A 21,465-nucleotide genomic window follows, 5' to 3' on the forward strand; every position below is an offset into this window, starting at 1 on the left:
TGTATGCAGTCATTTTCCCAAATTTAATTGCATCATTGATAGATAATGTGTCATTTCAACACCTTCTAACAAATCTCTAATTGGATTGATTTTTAAGCTTACACATAAAACCCTCCCAGCAATGACGAGTAGTGTTGCCAGCAAGCTGGCAAAGAGCCACAGGCAGCCATTATTGTATACAGTATTTATTTGTTCGTTAATATGATCTTCTTTATTAATACAATTTGTCCAAGGTGATAATAACTGTGTTCAATCAATCCATCAATATTTCTCTGATAGGTTCCGTATTTGGCATCTACAAAGTTTTGATTTAATTTTTCATCAGGTAACTTCTCTATAAATTTTGCTAGACTTTCTGCATCTTCCCAAAATTTAGTCAGGAATATTTTCCATTCATTTTGTGATTTAATTTCAGGAAAAGCAAAACTGTATTTATCTCTTATTTCAAGATTCCCTCCATTAAATACATTTTTGATTCCGTTGGTATAGTAATGAACATGTTGGGCCAATATTGAAATTGTATTTAGTGAATCAATGTTTGATGTCGCGATTTTCCAATTTAAGTTTTCCAACTGGTCTTTATAGTTTGTGTTCGCTACCCAAGTTCCGTATAAGATTATTTCTCTAAATCGATTGGCTAATTCTTCTGTTTTTTTCATTTATTATAACAGTTTGGTCATATTTCTCCCAACGACCCGGTATATGGGTGGCAGCAGATTTCTACTCGCTAACTTTTTGGTTTAGAATTGAACTTTGTTTTTATCATTATGCCTAAGGTCTTGGTATATTAATAACCTTAGCTACTGGCTAAGAGCTGCGTATAGCTATTGTTAGCACCAGTTTTATTTTTTTTCTTCACGTAAAATTTTCTCCATTTTTCTACCTTTCGCCAATTCATCAACTAATTTGTCTAAAAACCGAACTTGTTGAGTTAATGGATTGTCTATTTCCTCAATTCTATAACCGCATATAACCCCTTTAATTAGGTAGGCATTTTGATTTAATTTTGCTTTTTGAAAGAATATTTTGAACGTTGCTTTGTCATCAATAAATTCTTGCATTTTTACTTCGTCATAACCGGTCAACCACTCAATTACCTGATGAAGTTCATCTTTTGTCCTTCCTTTATTTTCCACTTTTGATAAATAATGAGGATATACTGAAGCAAAGGTCATTTTTGCAATGCGTTCATTGTGTTCTGGAGTGGTTTTCATTTTGGCATAGTTTTATCTTCTTGGCTTTATTTTTTTCTCATAAATTCAAATGCTCCTTTACGAAGTTGGATTCCATATTCTAAAAAGGCTTTCATACAAGCAAGGAAATTTGCCCATCCCGCCGTATTTTCTAAAACCCATTTTAGGTTATCCTCATTAAACTCCTTTCCATTTTCATTCACTTTTACTAAGGTGCTATTGTCTGGTAAAGCTTCTAATGTTATAGTTACAACCGTATCAGGGTCCCAAACAAATGAAATTGAACGATTGGTTTCAATTTTAATATCCTTGATGGGAAACTTATCAGGAAATTCAGGGAATTTCCAAATCACGTTCTTTCCAGTTTCCAATTTTCCACTACTTTCAGAAATGAAATATTTGGTCATTTTCTCTGGATTTACAATCCCTTCAAAAACTTCATTTATCGGTTTTTGAATTTGTAGAGTCCCATTAGATTCTAGTTTCATATCAAATTCCTTTAGTTATTGAATATCTTAAATATAAGATTATTTTGAGCGAAATTGCGGTCGTGCTGAGAAGCTGTTAAGGGAAAATTGTTCAAGAGTGGAGATGGCGACTGCATGGCTTGAACGGCCGCTGGTATTTTTTCAATGTTTGCTATATGGTGGCTGTGAGTCTACCACAACTCATTTAGCAAAGGGAAACCGAATGTTAGGTTTGGTTTTTTTTTAATGATTAAGTACCAATCTTATAATGGTATAGCAATATTTTCATAATGGCTAACCGAACATTTTTCAATGTATTTCTCCATTCCTTTGGGTATATGGGCTTCATTCCATCTGTCTCCTGCGAAATTTATTAAATCACCCTCTTTTTCCCATCTTGATATCATAATAAATTCATTAGAATTCCATTTGGTAGGTCTTGCAATTTCAAGAGAAATAAATCCTTCATAGTTATTGACTATAGGAACTGAAATTTCCTTGAATTTAACTTCAAATTCATCATGAAGGTTTTTTGGAATATTTGCTTTAAAAATTCGAATAATCATTTATTGTGTTTTAATTGAACCTACAAGGGCGTTCGTGTATGATTTTACCGTAATAAGATAGCAAAATGTGAAGAACCTATTGTTCAGCAACCAAGATTTACCCATTAAGTGAACTAGGGCAATGAACTATACAAGGTGTCTGCAACAGTTTACTTTAAATGTATTTTTAGTTGTTTGGTCAACTCCACGGATTGGTCAATCCATGGCATATGTCCTGCATTTCTAATACTTGCCATTTTAATTCTTGGCACCTCTTTATTCCATTTTTTATATAAATTATTGCCAAAGTCCAACCAATCATGATCTCCAATTATAATGCTAATGGGATACTTTTGTTTTTTAAATTCGGCATAGTAGTTCCAACCGCCTTTGGGATAAGTTCTTGCAGTTAAATCGTAAACTTTTCCTTTATATAATGCCTTTCCATTGTCCAATTCTGTCCATTTTGAAATATCATAGAGCATTAACTTACCAAAGTTAATTCGGGATTTAATAGTTTCTTCTTTTGAATTAAAAGAGGAACGATCTGCAGTGAGATTGTATTTCTGAAATTCTTGAGTTATTTCAATTCTGTTTTGGAATTTCTTATTGGCCAAATATTGTTGATGTTGGATATCTTTATCTTCTTCAGGAAAAGGTTCTTTAAGATGAGCAGGGCTTATTAATACAAGTTTTTTAATATGTTGAGGGTACTGTGAAGCATAGGCCGAGGCTAAAACAGCCCCCATAGAATGGCCAACGATGGTCATTTTATCAAGATCTAGCTCTTGCCTCAACAACTCAAGGTCATTAACATGTTGCCTAAAAGTGATCAAGGAATCTGGAAATGGTGAACGTAGCGAGCCTCGTTGTTCGTAGAAGATGAACCTGTATTCATTTTCAAGTCCTTTTATTGCATTTATCAGTCCGCTGTGCTCGGCTCCCCAACCGCCATGAAGCATTATAACGGGTTCATTTCCATTACCTATCTCCCTTACATAAATCTGGGGATCCTTTTCCCAATTGCCCGTAGATAAAAACCATTGATTTAATATATACTTGTTTGGATTTGATTGCGCATCACTCCTCTCAACAAAAAATATTGAAATTGTGAGAAGAACAATCATTTTTAATGGTCTCTGGATAGTAGTGATTTTCATTTTGCTAAAGTTTACACTTTAGAGACCATGGGATAACAGGTTTGTTACACTATAAATTAATAGCGAGGTTGTTGGCATTAGTGGCTTTCACACAATTTGATACTAAGCCCCAGATTCCATGATGTTTTTAAATGCATTGATAATCAATAAATTAAGGAATTTTTCGTATATTGAAATCATGAATTTACCTGAAGAGTTTTACCAAATTGTGATTTTAGTTATTTTAGTCAGCGTAGGCATGACTGTAGTTGGTTATTGGACAAAAAGTGGCAGAAATTTCCGTAGTAGCAGAAATAAAAAGGCGAGGAGACAGTTTTAATCCGTTTAGATTTCCAGTTCCCGATATAATATTTTCTGACCCATTTTCTTCAGCCTTCTTTTCAATTCTTTGAAACATTCAGTTTTCGAATAAAAAACCCTGTAAATTCATCCATTTTGGGCTACAAGAACCTTTATGTTTCTGTCATGTACTCTACTTCGTTTTCAAATGTGTGTTACAACAATGGGTTATTTACACTCAGCAAAAATGGTAACGATTTACGTCATACAATAATATGTATTGATCAGGCACCAAACTGCCTTAAATGGTGATCCAAGTGTTTATACTGCATTTTCCCCCACTGGTCATGTGTAAAATCTCCAAATGCAGGATGTGGCTCCCAGGTTTTTCTGTCTTTTTCCAAGTGAAAATCATTGATCAAACCAACCAACAAGGTTTTCTCAGCAGCAAAATCCTTTTTATCGATCACCTTAAAACCTTTTGCCGTTGGTAGATTGGGTTTCCATAGAGTGTCATTATACATGCCTTTTTTAAAACTTTTAAAAATTAGCCTCATTAAAGGATTGGGCTTTTTCATATGGTACCTTCCCAAGGCAAGGCTTAAGGGAAAATGGCAATGATGCAACATTTGGCCAACCTCCATTTTCCCCCAAGCAGGTTCAATGGATTGGTTCAAGGTATCAATACGGTTCAGTATTTGGGAACAAGTATCAGCATCAAAAAGAGATTTCATTATTGAAATATTTGGTGTTAGAAAATTACATAAAATATTAATCTCCTATATTTAGACCATGCAAGAAAAAGTGGCTTCTTTTTCCATTAAAAATTGGGCAGATGATGATAGGCCAAGGGAAAAACTGGTACAAAAAGGACGCTCCGTACTTTCAGATGCAGAACTTATAGCCATATTAATTGGCTCAGGTAATAAAAAGGAAAGCGCCGTGGAGCTTGCTAAACGGATTTTAGCCTCGGCAAACCATAATTTAAACGAGCTTGGCAGACTTTCTGTAAGCCAATTAATGCAGTTTAAGGGTATTGGCGAGGCCAAGGCAGTCTCTATTGCCGCAGCTTTGGAAGTAGGTAGGCGCAGGAGAGGAATTGCTGCCGATAAAATTGTTAAGATTTCTGGTAGTAGAGATGCTTTTGACCTGCTTTACCCATTAATTGGAGAATTGCAACATGAAGAGTTTTGGATTGTCTACCTTAACAATTCCAACAAAGTGATACATAAGTCCCAGTTGAGCAAAGGCGGTATTACCGGAACACTTGTAGATGTTAGGCTGGTTTTAAAACAGGCATTGGAATTGGGTGCCGTGGGCATTGTACTGGCACATAACCACCCGTCCGGTACTTTAAAACCAAGTACCGCGGACAAGGAGATTACAACTAAGCTCAAAAAGGCATCAGAAGCATTGGATATTAAGATATTGGACCATTTAATTTTAACCCAGCACGATTATTTAAGTTTTGCGGACCAAGGAATACTATAGTTGACCAGTAGATATGTTATTGATATTTACCCATAAAATCACAAACAGACTTACCTATACGGCAAAACAGCTGTTTGAAAAGATTCTGGGCATAGAAATCACCTTTACAACCAAGGTTGAAGACTTCATAAGACATACAGGCCCCAAGATAACCTACTCAAAGCAACCACTCCAGAACGAGTTTTTTATCAGGAGCAATGACCTGTTGTTTGAGCAGGGTATCAACGATTTGGATATTAAAATTGCAGATTGGGACGGTATCCCGTGCTTTTTTTCGTGTGGAGAAAAAAGTACAATACCGTATGACATATTTTCAGCAAGTTTTTATCTTTTGAGCAGGTATGAAGAGTATTTGCCACATGTAAAAGATGGTGTTGGAAGGTTTCCTGCAAAAGAAAGCATTGCCTACCAGAACAATTTTTTGGAACTTCCAGTGGTTGATCTGTGGGCACATAGACTGTTGCAAGCCCTAAAGGAACGCTTTCCTGATATACAAAGCCCGAAGAGAGCATACACCTTCACATCAATAATAAATGTAACTACATCCCATAATTATGCATTAAGGGGTTTTGTAAGAAGCCTAGGAGGGCTGCTGTTGGATTTGGGCAGTTTTAAGTTTAGGAGCATTGCCAAACGCATATCGGTGCTTTTGGGCATAAAAAAGGATCCCTATAATAATTTTCAAGAGTTGATAGGAATACACAAAAAGTTTCCTATAAAGACTATGTTTTTCTTTCAGTTTGCAAAGTATTCCGCACATGACAAGAACATTTCGCCAAACAACAACAAATTTGGGTACCTTATAAAGTCGGTTGCGGACTATAGTGCCGTTTCTTTAAGTACCTCCTTTCTGTCCTCAACAGATAAAATAGTATTAAAAGAAGAAAAGAGGCTTTTGGGCAACCTCATTAACAGGCCCGTTAAGTATTCCAGATTAAGATACAACAGGGTTAACGTACCTAGTACATACCGCAACCTAATAGAAACAGAGTTCACAGACGATTTTTCTATGGGGTATACCCATGAGATTGGTTTTAGGGCAGGAACCTGTACGCCATTCTATTTTTATGATATTAACATGGAGGTTAGGCAACCGTTAAAAGTACACCCCTTTGCCATACATGATTATGCCTTGGTAAACTGTAAAAAGAAAGAAGAGGCTTTTACCGTTATGGATCGGGTGTATAGGCAAGTAAAACAAGTAAATGGCGATTTGGTAATAATCTTCTCCAATGAATTGCTTGGAAGCAGTCATAAACTAAATTGGTTAGAACTATATCAATCCTTCTTAAGGCGTTACTATGTTTAAAGAGGTGGTTACCGATGTTTTCTTTGATCTTGACCATACCCTGTGGGACTTTGAAAAAAATTCTGCCTTAACGTTTCAAAAAATTCTTGTGAAAAATCAGTTGAATGTTGATTTACAGGATTTTTTAAAAGAATACATACCCATAAACCTGGAATATTGGAAATTATACCGCGAGGACAGAATTAGTAAATCTCAACTTAGATATCAACGTTTAAAAAGAACTTTTGATAACATAGGTAAAACAATTTCAGACGAAACCATAAATGTTTTGGCACATGAGTACATAGAACACCTATCCTCATACTCGCATTTGTTTCCAAATACCGTTGAGGTTTTGGAATACTTGTCACCAAGATATAAACTTCACATCATTACCAATGGATTTCAAGAAATTCAAGAAAAAAAGCTAAAAGGTTCGAAGATCTATCAATACTTTGATCAAATAATCAATTCGGAAATCGCGGGAGTGAAAAAGCCTCACCCCCATATTTTTGAATTAGCATTGACAAAAGCAAACGTTGCACCTCAAAATTCCCTTATGATCGGAGATAGCCTAGAGGCAGATATTATGGGGGCCAAATCAGTAGGTTTGCATGCACTGCACTTTAATGCACACAACGAACCTGAGCATGATTTATGTAAAATCATCAACGATCTTATTGAAATAAAAAGCATTTTATAAAGTTATAGTAGGGTATAACAGGGCCACATTGTTTTATTACAAAATGCTTTTAAACCTATGAAAAAATTGCTTTCCCCCTTCCTGTTGTTGGTTACAACTGTTATTCTGATACTCTCATGCGCTGAAGAACAGGATTTTGACCAGTTTGATGACTTAAGTGTTACTCCAATAGTCGCTTCCAGTATTTTTTATTTAGAATCTGATGAAGAGTTCATAAATTCTGCAAGTGCCGCAAGTACGTTTTATGCTCAAACGTTCAATTTTGATGCTTTTAATGAACAATTTGTAGCAGAAAGACTTTTACAGGGAACAATGATTTATGAACTGGAAAACACTACAAGTAAAACGTTAAGCATAACAATAGAATTTTTAGATGAAGGAGGCAATCTATTGGACCTAGAGTCTTTTAGTATTGATCCCGCACCTGCTCAACCACAAATTATAGAAGTTGCCTATGGACCGGGAGGAAAAAGTTTGGATATTCTCACCAATACATCAAATCTTAGGGTAATAGGAAATAACCTTGGAGATGTTACAAGTGTTTCATCCGAGCCGGAACCCAAAATAATTATGCGATCTGCCGCTGAATTTTTATTTCGATTAAAATGAAGCTGGGCAAATTAATGTTTTTAACCACTTTATTTGGGGTAGCTTCATTGTGGTCCCAAAACAAGCAACTGCTTTATGATTTTTATGAGATTCCTCAATCATTAATGGTCAATCCTGGGGTAAAGGCTTCAGAAAAATGGCACACTGGAATACCAGCTTTGTCTGGATTGTCCTTTCAAGCAGCAACCAGTGGGGTTACCGTAAATGATTTGTTTGCCAATGATGGTGTTGACTTTACCACAAAAGTTAGAGAACGACTAATAGAAGATATGAGCAAAAGGGATGATTTTAGCACCACCAGCCAAATAGAACTCTTCAATATTGGCTTTAGGGGCAAAAACAGACCGGATGATTACTATTCTTTTGGAATGTATGGAGAAACAGATGTCATTGTGTATTGGCCCAAAGACTTGGCAATTTTAGCGTTTGAAGGTAACGGAGGAGATAATATAGGCAGAAGTTTTGATTTGGGTGATCTAAACCTAAGAGGGGAGATGGTCAATGTATTTCATTTTGGGATCAATAGGAAAATAAGCAACACCCTTACTGTTGGGGCTAGAGCTAAAATCTATTCCAGTATTTTTCAATTTCAATCCATAAAAAATTCGGGGTCGTTTACAACCACAGTGGGCCAAGATAATATCTATGCAAATAATATTAATGCTGATTTAGAATTGCAGACTTCGGGGATTGAGGAAATTTCAGATATTTTGGATGAGGACACCTCTACAACACAAAGGGATTTGGCCAGTTTATTTACCAGAAGGGTCTTGTTTGGCGGAAACCTTGGATTGGGTTTTGATGCTGGGTTTACTTATCACCTAAATCCTCAAACAACCATTACAGGAAGCGTATTGGACGTAGGCTTTATTTATAACTCCAAGGATATCAAAAATTATACATTAAGAGGAAGCGCAACCAATGAAGGCATAGATGTCATCCTACCAGAGGATATAAACAACATAAACAACGATCTGTGGCAAGAACTTATAGATGAAATTGAAGAATCCGTTCCTTTCAATGATAATGATACAAGTAGCTACATATCATTTAGGCCAATTAAAGTTTATGGATCATTTCGTTATGATTTTGGTCTAAAGGAAGCTTCCAACAAAGATTGTGGATGTGCAATAAACCAAGACAGTGGGCAAAATGACGATTTATATAGGAATAGTGTAGGGGGGCAATTATTTATGATAAAGAGACCTAGAGGCATTCAGGCTGCTTTAACAGGTTTTTACCAAAAAAGATTGGGGAGAACACTTTCTCTTAAAACCACCTATACGGTTGATAAATATTCATTTTCAAATATTGGACTCGGCCTTAGCTTGCAGGCTGGACCGGTTAATTTCTATGTTTTGGGAGATAATCTATTAGGTTATAGAAATGTTGCCGATAGCCATTATGCCTCTTTACAGTTTGGATTTAATATTATATCTTGGAACGGTAATTGATTATCTACTCAATATGAAATCTAGACTACTATTTTTTTTGATATTTACAATAGGATTGAGCAGCTTATCCTATGGTCAATTAAATGATTATAAATATATAATAGTGCCAAAGAAATTTGACGCATATAATATTCAAAACAAATACCAAACAAGTACAACAATAAAGTACCTTTTTAATCAAAGAGGTTACCAGGCGGTTTATGATGATGAACTACCTGAGGATTTAAGAAAAAATAGGTGTTTGGGCCTTGTGGTAAACCTTGAGGATACTTCTTCCCTTTTTAGCACCAAAACCACTCTGGTTCTAAGGGACTGTAGGTCTATTGAAATTTTTAGAACGGTTGAAGGCAGAAGCAAACTCAAGGAGTTTAGGCCTGCCTATACAGACGCACTGAAGAAGTCATTTGTTTCTTTTGATACTTTGCAGTATAAATACGTGCCCAAGGAGGAAAATAAGGAAGTTGAAGAACCTATCACGGTAAGTTTTAAAAACGATGTAAAATCGTTGGACGAAGAGCCTAAAAAACCCATAGTAGTGCAAGAAGCCACTACAGAAAATCAGAGTTTTAAAAGTATGGAGCCCGTAACTTCTCCCATAAAAAAGGCAGATGAGGTCGTGGAACCCATAAATTCTGATTTGTTGTATGCGCAACCTATAGAAAATGGATATCAACTTGTTGACAGTACCCCAAAAGTGAGGTTGAAATTAATGGAAACCTCTGTGGAAAATGTCTTTTTGGTAAGCCATGGAGACAAAAATGGAGTGGTTTTCAAAAAAGATGATAAATGGTTTTTTGAATATGCAGAAAACGGTAAAAAGGTAGTTAAAGAGCTAAATGTCAAATTTTAATATTGATATTTATCCTTCCACCTATTTTTTAGGAATTCCTTCATTGCATTTTCCCTAGGATTGCCACCTGGTCTATAGAACGACGTTCCAGATATTTCTTCAGGTAGAAATTCAAAATCAACAAAGTTGTTTTCGTGGTCGTGGGCGTAGTTGTACCCCTTGCCATAACCAATATCTTTCATCAATTTGGTTGGGGCATTTCTAATTGCCAAAGGAACCGATAAATCTCCTGTTTCCCTTACTTTTTGTTGCGCTTCTTTAATGGCAACATAACTGGCATTGCTTTTTGCTGAACTGGCTAAATAAGTGGCACATTGACTCAGTATTATTCTAGCTTCTGGGTATCCAATGGTATTTACTGCCTGAAAAGCTGAATTTGCCAATACCAATGCTGTCGGATTGGCGTTTCCAATATCTTCAGATGCTAAAATGACCAGTCTACGTGCAATAAACTTTACGTCTTCGCCACCTTCGATCATCCGTGCCAACCAATATACCGCTGCATTGGGGTCACTTCCTCTAATGGATTTGATAAAGGCAGAAATAATGTCGTAATGCTGTTCGCCAGTTTTATCATAAAGTACTGTATTTTTTTGCACCTTGCTCATAACCAAATCATTGGTTATGGTAACGTTATCACCAGTTTCAGAATTTATGATAAGCTCAAAAATATTTAGAAGCTTTCTTCCATCACCCCCAGAAAGTCGGAGTAGCGCTTCAGTTTCTTTTAACTTTATTTTTTTTGACCCTAAAGTGCTGTCGGTTTCCATGGCCCGGCTCAAAAGAGTTTCTAGATCTTCTTTTTTAAATGGATTTAGTATGTAAACCTGACACCTGGATAAAAGCGCAGGAATCACCTCAAAGCTTGGATTTTCTGTTGTAGCCCCGATAAGAGTAACCCAGCCTTTTTCAACTGCGCCTAAAAGAGAGTCTTGCTGCGATTTGCTAAACCGATGTATCTCATCAATGAACAAAATGGGGTTTTTAGAAGTGAAAAGACCTCCGCTCTGTTTGGCCTTCTCAATAACCTCTCTTACATCTTTTACCCCACTGCTGATTGCGCTAAGCGTATAGAAAGGTCTTTGGCTCTCGTTGGCAATGATATTGGCCAATGTTGTCTTGCCGGTACCTGGTGGCCCCCATAAAATCAATGACGGAATTATCCCTTTTTTAATTTGATGGGTCAATGAGCCATGTTCCCCAACTAAATGATGCTGGCTTATATAGTCATCAAGGGTTTTAGGTCTTATGCGCTCGGCGAGGGGTTCATTCATGAAGATAAAAATAAGATAATTTTACATGAAGGATGTATCGTAATGACCATCTTTCAAATCATATATTTTTTTTAACAAACCTGACAATTTGTGTAAATTCACTTGTATGGTCAAGTATTTGAGAGTGGGGTATAGTTATGACAGAAGATAATCATTTCAAATTTTCAAACTGGGTACTGTTGGCGCCTTTGTTGGCGGTCCTATCTATTTGGACAGTATTTTGGGTTGAAGTGAATTTTGGCCTCAATTTTAACGATTTTGGCATTTATCCAAGAAAACTCTCGGGTTTAATAGGTGTTTTGTTCAGTCCATTTATTCATGGGTCTTTGGAACACCTATATAACAATACCATTCCTTTGGCAGTGTTAACCGGTTTTCTGGTTTATTTTTATAGACATGCGGCATTAAGAACATTGGTGCTGGGAGTTCTTGTTTCGGGACTTTTAACGTGGTGTATTGCCAGGCCTTCTTATCACATTGGTGCCAGTGGACTTATTTATGTGCTGGCCAGTTTTATCTTTTTTAAAGGAGTCTTTGCTAAGCATTTTAGATTGGTTGCACTCTCATTGATAGTTGTTTTTGTTTACGGAAGCATGATATGGTACATTTTTCCCGTAAAAGAGAACATTTCTTGGGAAGGGCATCTTTCAGGATTTGCTACAGGGTTGTTTTTGGCGCTTACTACAAAGATCAGGCTTCCAGTAGAGAAAAAATATGATTGGGAAAAAGAAGGTTACAATGAAGACGATGATCCTTTTTTAAGACACTTTGATGAGGATGGCAATTTTATTGAGACCAAGGGGGAGGAGGAAGGACATCAACAAATCAACGTCACATATCATTATAAGAAAGAAAAGAAAGAGTAAGTTTTAGCTCATTCGTTGGCGCACCACTTCGTATAAAAAAACTCCACAGGCTACAGAGACATTTAAAGAACCAATTTCTCCCAATAAAGGAAGTTTTGCCTTATGGTCAACTAGGTTAAGTATGGAATTTGAAATGCCCTTGTCTTCTGCTCCCATGACTATGGCGCAGGGGGTGTTGAAATCCACCGCATAAATATCGTTTTCAGACTTTTCCGTTGCAGCGACAACTTGAATAGCTGAAGATTGAAGGTAAAATATAGCGTCTTTTAAGTGGTCTACTTTTGCAATGGGCACCTTAAAGGCAGCGCCTGCAGAAGTTTTGACCGTATCATCCGTAATGGGTGCTGCACCAGTTTTTGGTATAATAATGCCGTTTACACCGCAGCATTCAGCCGTTCTGATTATAGCTCCAAAATTTCGAACATCAGAAACTTGATCCAAAAGCAAAAACAAAGGGCTCTTTTCTTTACTTAGCACTTGTTCCACCAAATCCTCAAAATTATGGAATTGTACAGGAGATATATTGGCGACAACTCCTTGGTGGTTGTTTTTGGTGAGGCGATTTAGCTTTTCAATAGGGACATAGGAACTACTAATGCCTTTTTTTCGTATTGAGGTTTCCAGTTCTCTGAACAACTCCCCTCCAAGTCCTTTTTGAAGAAATATTTTATTTATGGGCTGTTCAGAATCAATAGCTTCCAATACTGCCCGTATTCCATAGATTTGGTTGTTCATAGTGTTCAATTGAATAACGTTTTTCAGATGAAAACCATCTGGTGCGCCCTACAAAGATATTTTATGTACGGACAACGGACCGTTATTCACGGTATTTATTATGTATTTCTCGTTTTTTTGATTGCCAATGATTTCAATGTCCTTTACATTGCCATCCAAAAACAACCCTGATTCTTGATTGGAAAGACTGGTATAACCATCTTTTCCATTCGATAAAAGAATAAGACCGGAAATAGCATCAAGCCTGGGTGTTTCAACTTCTGTTCCGTAAATGTTCCCTACAGGAATCATATCTTCATACCCATCTTTATTTATATCAATAAGAACACAATCCAATAAGGGGAAAGATTGACTTTCAGCCGGCAAAAGTACTTTTTCAAAGTTTAAGTCGCCTTTGTTAATGAGGACAATGGATCTAAACTCTGTAACGCTACTTTCATAAGAGGCATCTAATTTTTCTCCATAAATATCCACTAGGCTAGCGTTGGCAAATTCTGAGTAAGTTTCAAACTTATCTTTTATAAATGGCATTTGTTGAGATGAACATTCCCTTCCGCGTACGGGCACATATGTGCCATTGTATTTTTTGCTCAATACAATATCGTTGGTGCCATTTTCATCAAAGTCGGCGGCATATACCTTAAAAGGTTTTTCTGAAGAAGCTTTGAACTTAATATTGAGTCCGGCGTTTCCAATAATATAATCTTTAAGGCCATCATTGTTCACATCGGTCTCACTAATGGAAAACCACCAACCTTTTTCGTTCAACGCAGTAGTGTTCTCTTCAGTCTTTTCAAAGGTACCTTGCTGGTTTATAAAAATCCCAATGCCGGTCCATTCACCAACCGCAATAAAATCTTCCCAGCCGTCATTGTTGATATCAGTAACTTGTAGGTCATTGATTATTCCAAAATTTGCAAGCCCTGGAGCAACTTTTTGGGTGACATCAACCAGTTCTCCTTCCATATTCTCATACAAAACGGATGATTGATGTTTAGGGTAATTTTTTGGAACAACCCTGTTTCCTACCAAAATATCATTGTCTCCATCTTTATCATAATCAATTATGGATACTGTTTTACCATTTTTGGGATACGAGCTTAACGCATCACTGTGCAGTCTATCAAATTGACCGTTACCATTGTTTATATAGATTCTGTCCGCATGGTATGATGAATGCTCTGCAAATTCGTTTCCTCCACTGACAACGTATAGATCTAGGTCCTTGTCTCCGTCAAAATCAAAAAGGACAGATTCCATGTCTTCATATTGAGCATCATTTGTAAGGGCAGGGGAGTCGACTTTTGTAAAGCCCCTATCGGATTGCAAGTACAATTGCCCAGCTTGCCCAGCTGCACCGCCTACATGTAAATCCAATAAGCCGTCATTGTTAATGTCTCCTTTGGTTAAAAACGGACCTAAATTGGACTGTTTATAGGGCAATAGGATTTCTTCCTCAAAATCGTCATAAGCGTTTTCTCTATGTGTAAAATCCAATCCCAGGCCTTTTGCGCTAACCTCTTGGAAATGTTTAGTCCTTTCTTTTGGCTTTTTGATATTCATAGTGGCTTCACTTTCACTAAAGGATATAACGGTATTTGAAGGCACATGGAGCTTTTGCTGCATTTTACCTGATTTCCAAAAAATAGTGACTGTATCAATTGTTTTTTGATCGCCTATACCAAACAATGCGCTGTTTTCCTGTGATGATCGGTAGCCCCTAACCCTTTTTATTTCAATTACCTGCGAGGTTTCCCCTATGTCTATTTTTACTTTGGCAAATTCTTCTGATAAATCCCCATGGGCGTTTACTTTTAGGTAATTGCCTTTTTTTTCTTCTATGGACATGTTCTTATAAAGAAATGCGTTTTCATCAATGTTGTTGATGACTAGGTCCAAATCCCCATCATTATCCAGATCTCCAGAGGCAGCACCGTTACTAAAAGAGAAATCATCCAATCCCCAAGCTGATGAAACGTTACCATAGCTTAAACCTGATGTTCTTTTGTAGAGAATGTTTGGTAATTTTTCCGATGGCATAGATTCATAGAGTCTACTTTTTACATCTAATGGTACGTTTGAGCCATATTTTTGTCTGGCTTCAAATACTTGTCTTTGTAGGTCGTTATCAAGCGCATAGCGCCTATAACCATTGGTAATGTGTATTTCTTTGTGGCCGTCAAGGTCAAAGTCGTTCATAAGTACAGACCAGCTCCAATCCGTATTTGCGACACCTGATAGTTGGGCAATATTGTTGAATTTTGAATCGCCAATATTCTTTTGCAAAGAGTTGTACATGTATTGGTACTGAAAGTCTGCTTTGTTCACCAAATAGTCAAACCGCCCTGTGCTCATGGAAGCCATGAGCGTTTTTGATCTTACATGATCATTTGCAGCCATATCCAGAACAAAAATATCCTGTAGGTTATCGTTGTCTATATCAGCAATATCAATACCCATACCATAAAAGGATATCTGATTGGTAGATTCCTTTATTTTATCTGAAAATGTACCATCTTGATTATTTATATAGAGGGCGTCGGGAAGATAGTAATCACTGGCCATATAAATGTCCATCCATCCATCTTCGTTGATGTCTGAAATTGTAAGTCCCAATCCAAAAATTGGTCTTTCAAGCCCAGCACTTTTAGTAATGTCTACGAATTTGCCGCCATCGTTACGATAAAGATGGGATGAATTGAAATAGTGGTTGTCAGGATTAGCTTTTAAAAGTCTTTGAAGGCTAATAGGATCTACTCCATACAATTCATTTTCATTCATTACTACGCAGTCCAAATCACCATCCTTATCAAAATCAAAAAAAGCGGATTGTGTACTAATGCCCATGTCAGCTAAGCCGTACTCTTCGGCACTTTCCTTAAACGAACCGTCCTTTTGGTTAATAAAGAGCAAGTTTTTGCGATTCTGTCTGGTATTTGGCCCTCCTTGGGATATATAAACGTCCATCCATTTATCTCCGTTGATATCAACGAAGGTTATCCCGTTGGACCATTGTTTTCCCGTATTGATGTTAGAAGTTTCCGTGACATCCTTAAACACGAAATCACCCTTATTAATATAGAGCTTATTGGCCACTTGATTTCCGCAGAAAAAAATATCCAAAAGGCCATCATTGTTTAAATCTTCGAGCCCAACTCCTGCGCCATTATAAAAATAGTCGTAATCGAACAGGTTATGCATTGTGCCCACATCATGTTCTAAAGTGTTTGAAAAATTGATGCCACTATCGTTTTTATCAATTTTATTAAAAACGGAAATAGGTGTTTCAACATTTGTGGGAACTCCACTTGAATTCTTTTGCTCAACTTTTTTACAGGAAAGCGCAAAAAGCAAAAAAAGAAAAGAGATTGTTATTTTTTTCATTTGAAATGGCTAAGCCCTAACATGATTTGCCTAACAAAGAAATCAATTTTTTATGATGGACTCATTTTTTAATTATTTTTTTTCTAAAAACTTCGCCTGTAGCATCTGTTAATTGTACGATGTAAATTCCCGTTTTTAAACTGGATAAATTAATGTCATTCTCATTTGAGCTGTTTGCAACCAAACCACCTAGCATATTAAATACTTCTATTTTATCTACGCTTTCAAGTGAGCTTGTTCGCAGAAATTCTTCTACAGGAACATTGTAAAATATTACAGATGAATCATCTGGCATAGTGTCAACAATAGTGCCTGTTGCTTTATTATCGAATTCTGACAGCCTGCCTGAAATGATATTAAGTACACCAATTTCAAAAGTTTCATTGATTTCGTTTAGCTCATCATTTATTGTAGTCACCGTCACTTCTACGGATACTTCTCCGGCGGGAATGGTAACCTGAAGGACTGAATTGGAATAGTCTGTATTGTTCGTAGTAATATCGATTATTTCCATGGATAACACAATATCTTCCGAACTGGGGCCGCTTATGGTTATTGGAAAACTTAAATTCTCTCCTTCAATGGCACTGGAGTCTTGAATGGTCAAAATGGGCGAAATATCGTTGTCGATAATGGTTCCGATAGCGCTAATAGGGTCTATATCTGTGTCAGATGGAGTGAGGTTTATTGTAAAGGTTTCATCTGCCTCATCAATTTCGTCCTCCAAAGTATCAATGGTAATTGAACCACTTAAAGTACCCGCAACAATAACTATTTGACCTGATGTAGCGGAGTAGTCATTGTCTTCAGCAGTGTTGTTGGTAAAAGAGTAACTTACTGTTATGTCTTCGGAACCGGTTTGGCTCAAGTTGACTTCAAAAGTAATTGTTCCTCCTTCTAAGGTTGCACTGTCATTGGCTGATAGGCGAATAGAGCCATCAAAAACTGTGCAAGAGTTTAAGTTTGGATTTTGCTCAATTGGAAGTCCTGGTGTTAAGTCTCTTCCACTAAATGCAGCGTAATCGGGAGAGTACCTTAGCACTCTGAAGATATTATTTGCAGTTGGAGGGGAATCACCTTGGCTAAGTATTCCGCCATTGGTGTCTGGGTTAATAAATTCCCAAACTATATTTTCACTTGGGTCAATTTCAAAGAAACGTCCACTTGTGCCTTCACAGATTAAAGTATTGCCATTTGGTAGGCGTTGGGCACTTGATAATATAAGGGAGAAAAAATCTTCTGGATTGTTTGGGTCCGTATAAATGTACTCTGGGGTTTCTGGACCAAAATTCGAATTGATGGGGACAACGTAGTTTCCTGGACTGCTTTCTGGGGGGTCAACAATAAGAACGCTGGAAAAAAAAGGAGTACGACCAGAGCCGTTGTTATAAAGTATTATTTTTCCACCATCTGGAGATGTTTCTGGAATCCAGTGTGGGAAATGTTGTCCAAAGAGTTGCTTGTCCAATTCTGTGCCTTGATTGTATGATTGTGGGTTTCCCCAACGATATAGAAGATCTCCTCCTTTTCCTCTAATCCCACCTGAATGGGAGCCTGCTTCTGAGGTAGTAGTAGAATGGTCAATAATGTAAAATTCATTTAACTGTCTTGAACTAAGTACAATTTGGTCAAGGGTTTCGTTGTATTGTATTGAATTCACATGCATCCAATTAGCGCCTCCACTTGAGGTACCAAGAAAGTTTATATTTAGGAGTTGAGGATTTTCTGAAACTATTCCAAAGTTATCCTGGGTATTATCATAATCCTGGATTAGGTGATCCCAAATATTCCATTCCCATACAACATTCGCTCCATTGGCTCCTGTGGGTTCAATTTCTATTATTTGTTCGTTATAGAGTTCGGCTGATGGAAGATTTGCAGGATCACGTCCTGCTGCGATAGCCTCTGCTTGTGTCTTTCTTGTAACGGCTAGTATTAAAATGTTCCCATTAGGCATTGGGAATACATCATGATGCTGACTTACCTGAGAATCTGAATAGTCATATTCCCAAACTAAGTTGTCATCCCAGTCTTTGATTTCAATATGGCCGCCTATTCCACCAATGGTAATATCTGGGTTGTCAATTTTGCCGGTTCTTAAAATGGAGCCATTTTCTAAGAGGTATACAGCATTACCAGGATTAAATTCGCTGGTCCATTGATTAACTACTTGCCCACAATTATCTATTAAATAGGTGTTTTTTTGTACGGTGTAAAAGGTATAGCCATTATAGGACTCCTCTGTGTTAAGAATCACCCCAATAGTATTTTGGGATTGGGAATTAGTAGGGTATATAAGAATGAACATAAGTTGCAAAAGCAACATATGCGTAAGTATTATTTTTTTCATAGCGCACACAATTAAACAAAAATAGAAAAAGGATGCATATATATATAAGAAAAAAGAGAGAGGTTAAAAAAACCTCTCTCTTGATATAAAAATAAACTTGTAAACGTATTAAACTTTTGTAAGCCTAACAGCCGCTTGAACAGAATTTGTACAATCTGCTGTCTCATCAGATGTGAAATTCAAAAGGAAATCACTATCATCTGGGTTCATCAAGTCATAAGTTGCATTTACGTTTGCAGGACCACTTTGAATTGTAGCATTACAACCAGCGCCTACACCTTGTGCAGGTTTCATGATTATTTCACCACAAACCAATTCAAATTCTACATCTACAGGACCGAAACCTCCAAAAGCAACAAACGTTGTTACATCTTTAATAACCTTAGTTGTGTTATTAACGGACTCTAAAGTGTACACACCATCTGCGTAGTCCGCTACACCATAAATTCCATTGGTTACGGTTGTAAGCTGGTATTGACCAGTATACAAATCATCATTTGGAAGTGGAGCAATCAAAGAAATTCTATAAGCATAAGGAGAAGAAAAGAAAGATCCTCCAGATACATTTCCTGTTGCATCAGTATCAGTAAACATTCTACCATCTGTAAGTGCCAATTCCATACGCACATTAAACTGGTCACCACAGTTATAGTCACCCAAAGATAATCCTAGGGTAGAAGCTATTTCACTAAGGGTGGTGTTGTACGTACTCCTTGGAAAGCCATTGGCTCCTGTAGAAAAAGCGGAAGCTGGTAAAGTAGCGATTAAGGTTTCAGCTGGATCGGTTATTACAGCCTCAGTATTGTCTACCAAGTCCACATAAACCCTAACCTCTGAAAGTAATGCACCATCTTCAGCATCTTGAACTTCTACTTCAACAGAATAAGCTTCTGTGTCATCAAGCACATCCCATGCGGTACCTGTCTGGGCAATAGTTCTTAGTACAGCACCACTGGTAACCGTATTTTGCACATCGATAGTAACTTTATCATCTTCGGAACATGAAGTGACAAATATACCAGCTAAGGCAAAAAGTATATAGATTTTATAATTTTTCATGAATTTTTGTTTTATGTTCATTGCTCTTTTTTAATTGGCCGCAGGTACACTTCCAGTATCCCAAAATACAGGTACGGTTTGGTCTGCTTTTTGAGTGATATTAGAGTTGTTGTTTACCGCATTTGCTGGGTAGTACATGGATCTGATAAAGACACCTGGATCTGGCTCAAGATTTGGCTGAAGTGTTGTTGGAAAACCTGTTCTTCTGTAGAAGTTGTATGGCTCAACACCGTTACCAAAATGTGCTATCCAGTATTGCTCTGCCATTACATTCCATTTTCCATTATCATCAGCTGCATCAAAATTGGCACCAATAGTATTTCTATAGGCTGTAATGTCACCAGGCGCTGGCTCAAAAGAGGTATCTGCACCACCTTCTCTACCAACAAGAAAGCCTTGTACTTTAGCTACGGACTTATCAAACGCATCTAACAAGAAGGTTCTTGCAGCGGGCATATTGCCAGCTACCATGGCCATCTCAGCTTGCATGAAGTCTACTCCAAAAGCAGTCAATAGGTTAGTTACCCCTGTTCCGGCACCACCACCGCCAACGGTAAGTGCGCTTAAGCTATCATCATCAAACTGACCACCAACAGGGTATGTTCCGTAAGTTGTACGCAATAATCCATCTGGTGGAATACCATCAGCTTCACCGTGAGCTCTACCCCAGAAACCGTTTGGAAGGTAACAGAAATCTCCGCCAAAACCTGCATCTATATAATGCTGTGGAGGTGTTTCTAAAGAACAGTTCAACAATTCTTCGTTAGGTGGGATTTCTCCTGCACCTGGAACTGCCGGTGTTTGTCTGTAGAAATAATATCTAGTTCGTGGATCACCAGTTGTATCCATTAGGCTCATTAGCCAGTTAGACATATATTCTCCAGCACCTGCTGCTTGGTAGTTAATACCATATCTTGGATGTCTTGCATCTGGTTGTGTAGCACTTGTTGCTGACCAGTTGTAAACAAAATCGTCTGCAGAATCCTGGATATAGTTTCCACTTGCAATGATGGCGTTAAAACTAGCCGCTGCACCTGAATCTACCAATCTACGTTGAACATAGATTTTAAGTTTAAGCGTATTGGCAGCTCTTTCCCATTTGTCATAATCATTCCCGTAAAAGAAATCAACAGCCGGGTCTGCAGATGGAGTGCTATTGAAATTAGCAATTGCATCATCCAAAAGAAGCAACATGGCATCGTAAATGCTTGCACCTGAATCTACAGCTGGATTGAAATTCTGCTCTTCTCCTTGAATGATTTCAGAATAAGGAACATCACCGAAGAAATCCACCATGCTAATCATAAGGTAAGCCTCAATAAATTGGGCAATACCTAAATGTCTAGTTTGCACAGCTTCTTCAGCCAAAGGTTGCATTGCACGAATATCTGCAAGAATACCTCTGTAGGCATTGATCCATTCATCGTTCATATCACTGTCCTGGTAGACACTTGTATAGTTTCTACCATTCATATTAACAATACGAGTAAGTTCCATACCTAACTCGTTGAATCCATCACCTGTGGTATTACCACCTGATTGAAAGTTGTCATTTAGGTCAAAATCGGCATCTCCTTCAAATTGTCTTACAAAATCCTCTTGGATTGAGTTTAAGAAGAAGTCGACACTGGCCTGATCCGGAGTAAGGGCATTTGGATTCGCCGTAATGTCAAGCTCCGTAGTCTCACAAGAGGTAAATGCAAGCAATCCTCCTAAGACCGTCAAAGTCAAATATCTGTTTATATTTTTCATTATTTT

20 protein-coding genes are annotated in these 21,465 nt (G+C 37.4%); 7 read left to right on the forward strand and 13 right to left on the reverse strand.

From position 1 onward, the window contains the following. Positions 1-185 precede the first annotated feature (185 nt). The 7 genes from DKG77_RS06845 to DKG77_RS06870 all read right to left on the reverse strand — a co-directional run bounded on the left by DKG77_RS06845 (position 186) and on the right by DKG77_RS06870 (position 4,378). Entirely contained in the window at positions 186-659 is a 474-nt protein-coding gene (locus tag DKG77_RS06845; RefSeq protein ID WP_109661569.1) for a DUF1572 family protein, read from the reverse strand. A 183-nt stretch (positions 660-842) separates the two neighbouring features. Further along, entirely contained in the window at positions 843-1,214 is a 372-nt protein-coding gene (locus DKG77_RS06850) for a DUF2200 domain-containing protein (RefSeq protein WP_109661571.1), read from the reverse strand. 26 nt (positions 1,215-1,240) lie between these two features. Continuing rightward, a complete protein-coding gene (locus DKG77_RS06855) occupies positions 1,241-1,681 on the reverse strand; it encodes an SRPBCC domain-containing protein (RefSeq protein WP_109661572.1) in 441 nt (146 codons plus the stop codon). Between the two features lie 242 nt (positions 1,682-1,923). Beyond that, entirely contained in the window at positions 1,924-2,226 is a 303-nt protein-coding gene (locus tag DKG77_RS06860; protein WP_109661574.1) for an antibiotic biosynthesis monooxygenase family protein, read from the reverse strand. A gap of 149 nt (positions 2,227-2,375) precedes the next feature. Continuing rightward, positions 2,376-3,365, reverse strand: coding sequence for an alpha/beta hydrolase (locus DKG77_RS06865; RefSeq protein ID WP_109661576.1), 990 nt, complete (start codon positions 3,363-3,365; stop codon positions 2,376-2,378). 223 nt (positions 3,366-3,588) lie between these two features. After that, a complete protein-coding gene (locus DKG77_RS16965) occupies positions 3,589-3,762 on the reverse strand; it encodes a hypothetical protein (RefSeq protein ID WP_165819357.1) in 174 nt (57 codons plus the stop codon). 166 nt (positions 3,763-3,928) lie between these two features. Then, positions 3,929-4,378, reverse strand: a complete 450-nt coding sequence (locus DKG77_RS06870; RefSeq protein ID WP_109661577.1) for a DUF1569 domain-containing protein — start codon at positions 4,376-4,378, stop codon at positions 3,929-3,931. Between the two features lie 58 nt (positions 4,379-4,436). On the opposite strand from DKG77_RS06870, the gene radC reads away from it, so the two are divergent. Genes radC through DKG77_RS06900 form a run of 6 tightly spaced genes read left to right on the forward strand, consistent with a single transcriptional unit; the run spans position 4,437 to position 10,039 of the window. Continuing rightward, a complete protein-coding gene (gene radC / locus DKG77_RS06875; RefSeq protein ID WP_109661579.1) occupies positions 4,437-5,135 on the forward strand; it encodes a RadC family protein in 699 nt (232 codons plus the stop codon). A gap of 13 nt (positions 5,136-5,148) precedes the next feature. Continuing rightward, on the forward strand, positions 5,149-6,444 hold the full coding sequence (locus DKG77_RS06880; protein ID WP_109661581.1) for a polysaccharide deacetylase family protein: 1,296 nt from the start codon (positions 5,149-5,151) through the stop codon (positions 6,442-6,444). Further along, on the forward strand, positions 6,437-7,126 hold the full coding sequence (locus DKG77_RS06885; protein ID WP_109661583.1) for a YjjG family noncanonical pyrimidine nucleotidase: 690 nt from the start codon (positions 6,437-6,439) through the stop codon (positions 7,124-7,126). Before DKG77_RS06880 ends, DKG77_RS06885 begins: the two co-directional genes overlap by 8 nt. Positions 7,127-7,183: 57 nt before the next feature. Further along, positions 7,184-7,735, forward strand: coding sequence for a hypothetical protein (locus tag DKG77_RS06890; RefSeq protein ID WP_109661585.1), 552 nt, complete (start codon positions 7,184-7,186; stop codon positions 7,733-7,735). A 14-nt stretch (positions 7,736-7,749) separates the two neighbouring features. After that, the gene (locus tag DKG77_RS06895; RefSeq protein ID WP_243414884.1) at positions 7,750-9,189 is read left to right on the forward strand and encodes a DUF5723 family protein; all 1,440 of its coding nucleotides are present in this window, start codon (positions 7,750-7,752) and stop codon (positions 9,187-9,189) included. Between the two features lie 13 nt (positions 9,190-9,202). Further along, positions 9,203-10,039, forward strand: a complete 837-nt coding sequence (locus tag DKG77_RS06900) for a hypothetical protein (protein ID WP_133248427.1) — start codon at positions 9,203-9,205, stop codon at positions 10,037-10,039. Here the strand turns inward: DKG77_RS06900 and DKG77_RS06905 are convergent. Next, entirely contained in the window at positions 10,036-11,313 is a 1,278-nt protein-coding gene (locus tag DKG77_RS06905) for a replication-associated recombination protein A (RefSeq protein WP_109661619.1), read from the reverse strand. The genes DKG77_RS06900 and DKG77_RS06905 overlap by 4 nt on opposite strands. Positions 11,314-11,450: 137 nt before the next feature. On the opposite strand from DKG77_RS06905, the gene DKG77_RS06910 reads away from it, so the two are divergent. Continuing rightward, positions 11,451-12,179, forward strand: a complete 729-nt coding sequence (locus DKG77_RS06910) for a rhomboid family intramembrane serine protease (protein WP_109661621.1) — start codon at positions 11,451-11,453, stop codon at positions 12,177-12,179. Between the two features lie 3 nt (positions 12,180-12,182). On the opposite strand, the gene rlmB is transcribed toward DKG77_RS06910, so the two are convergent. The 5 genes from rlmB to DKG77_RS06935 form a co-directional block, all read right to left on the reverse strand. After that, entirely contained in the window at positions 12,183-12,914 is a 732-nt protein-coding gene (rlmB, locus tag DKG77_RS06915; RefSeq protein ID WP_109661623.1) for a 23S rRNA (guanosine(2251)-2'-O)-methyltransferase RlmB, read from the reverse strand. Positions 12,915-12,962: 48 nt separating this feature from the next. Then, the gene (locus DKG77_RS06920) at positions 12,963-16,298 is read right to left on the reverse strand and encodes a VCBS repeat-containing protein (RefSeq protein ID WP_109661625.1); all 3,336 of its coding nucleotides are present in this window, start codon (positions 16,296-16,298) and stop codon (positions 12,963-12,965) included. 61 nt (positions 16,299-16,359) lie between these two features. Beyond that, positions 16,360-18,648: an aryl-sulfate sulfotransferase gene (locus tag DKG77_RS06925; RefSeq protein WP_109661627.1), complete on the reverse strand. Its 2,289-nt coding sequence runs from the start codon at positions 18,646-18,648 to the stop codon at positions 16,360-16,362. A 108-nt stretch (positions 18,649-18,756) separates the two neighbouring features. Then, positions 18,757-19,707 carry a hypothetical protein gene (locus DKG77_RS06930; protein ID WP_133248428.1) on the reverse strand — a complete coding sequence of 317 codons (951 nt, stop codon included), beginning with the start codon at positions 19,705-19,707 and terminating at the stop codon, positions 18,757-18,759. Positions 19,708-19,737: 30 nt separating this feature from the next. Then, a complete protein-coding gene (locus DKG77_RS06935) occupies positions 19,738-21,459 on the reverse strand; it encodes a SusD/RagB family nutrient-binding outer membrane lipoprotein (protein ID WP_109663648.1) in 1,722 nt (573 codons plus the stop codon). Positions 21,460-21,465 lie beyond the last annotated feature (6 nt).

Origin of the sequence: Flagellimonas aquimarina (assembly GCF_003149745.1) — a bacterium.
GTDB lineage: Bacteria > Bacteroidota > Bacteroidia > Flavobacteriales > Flavobacteriaceae > Flagellimonas > Flagellimonas aquimarina.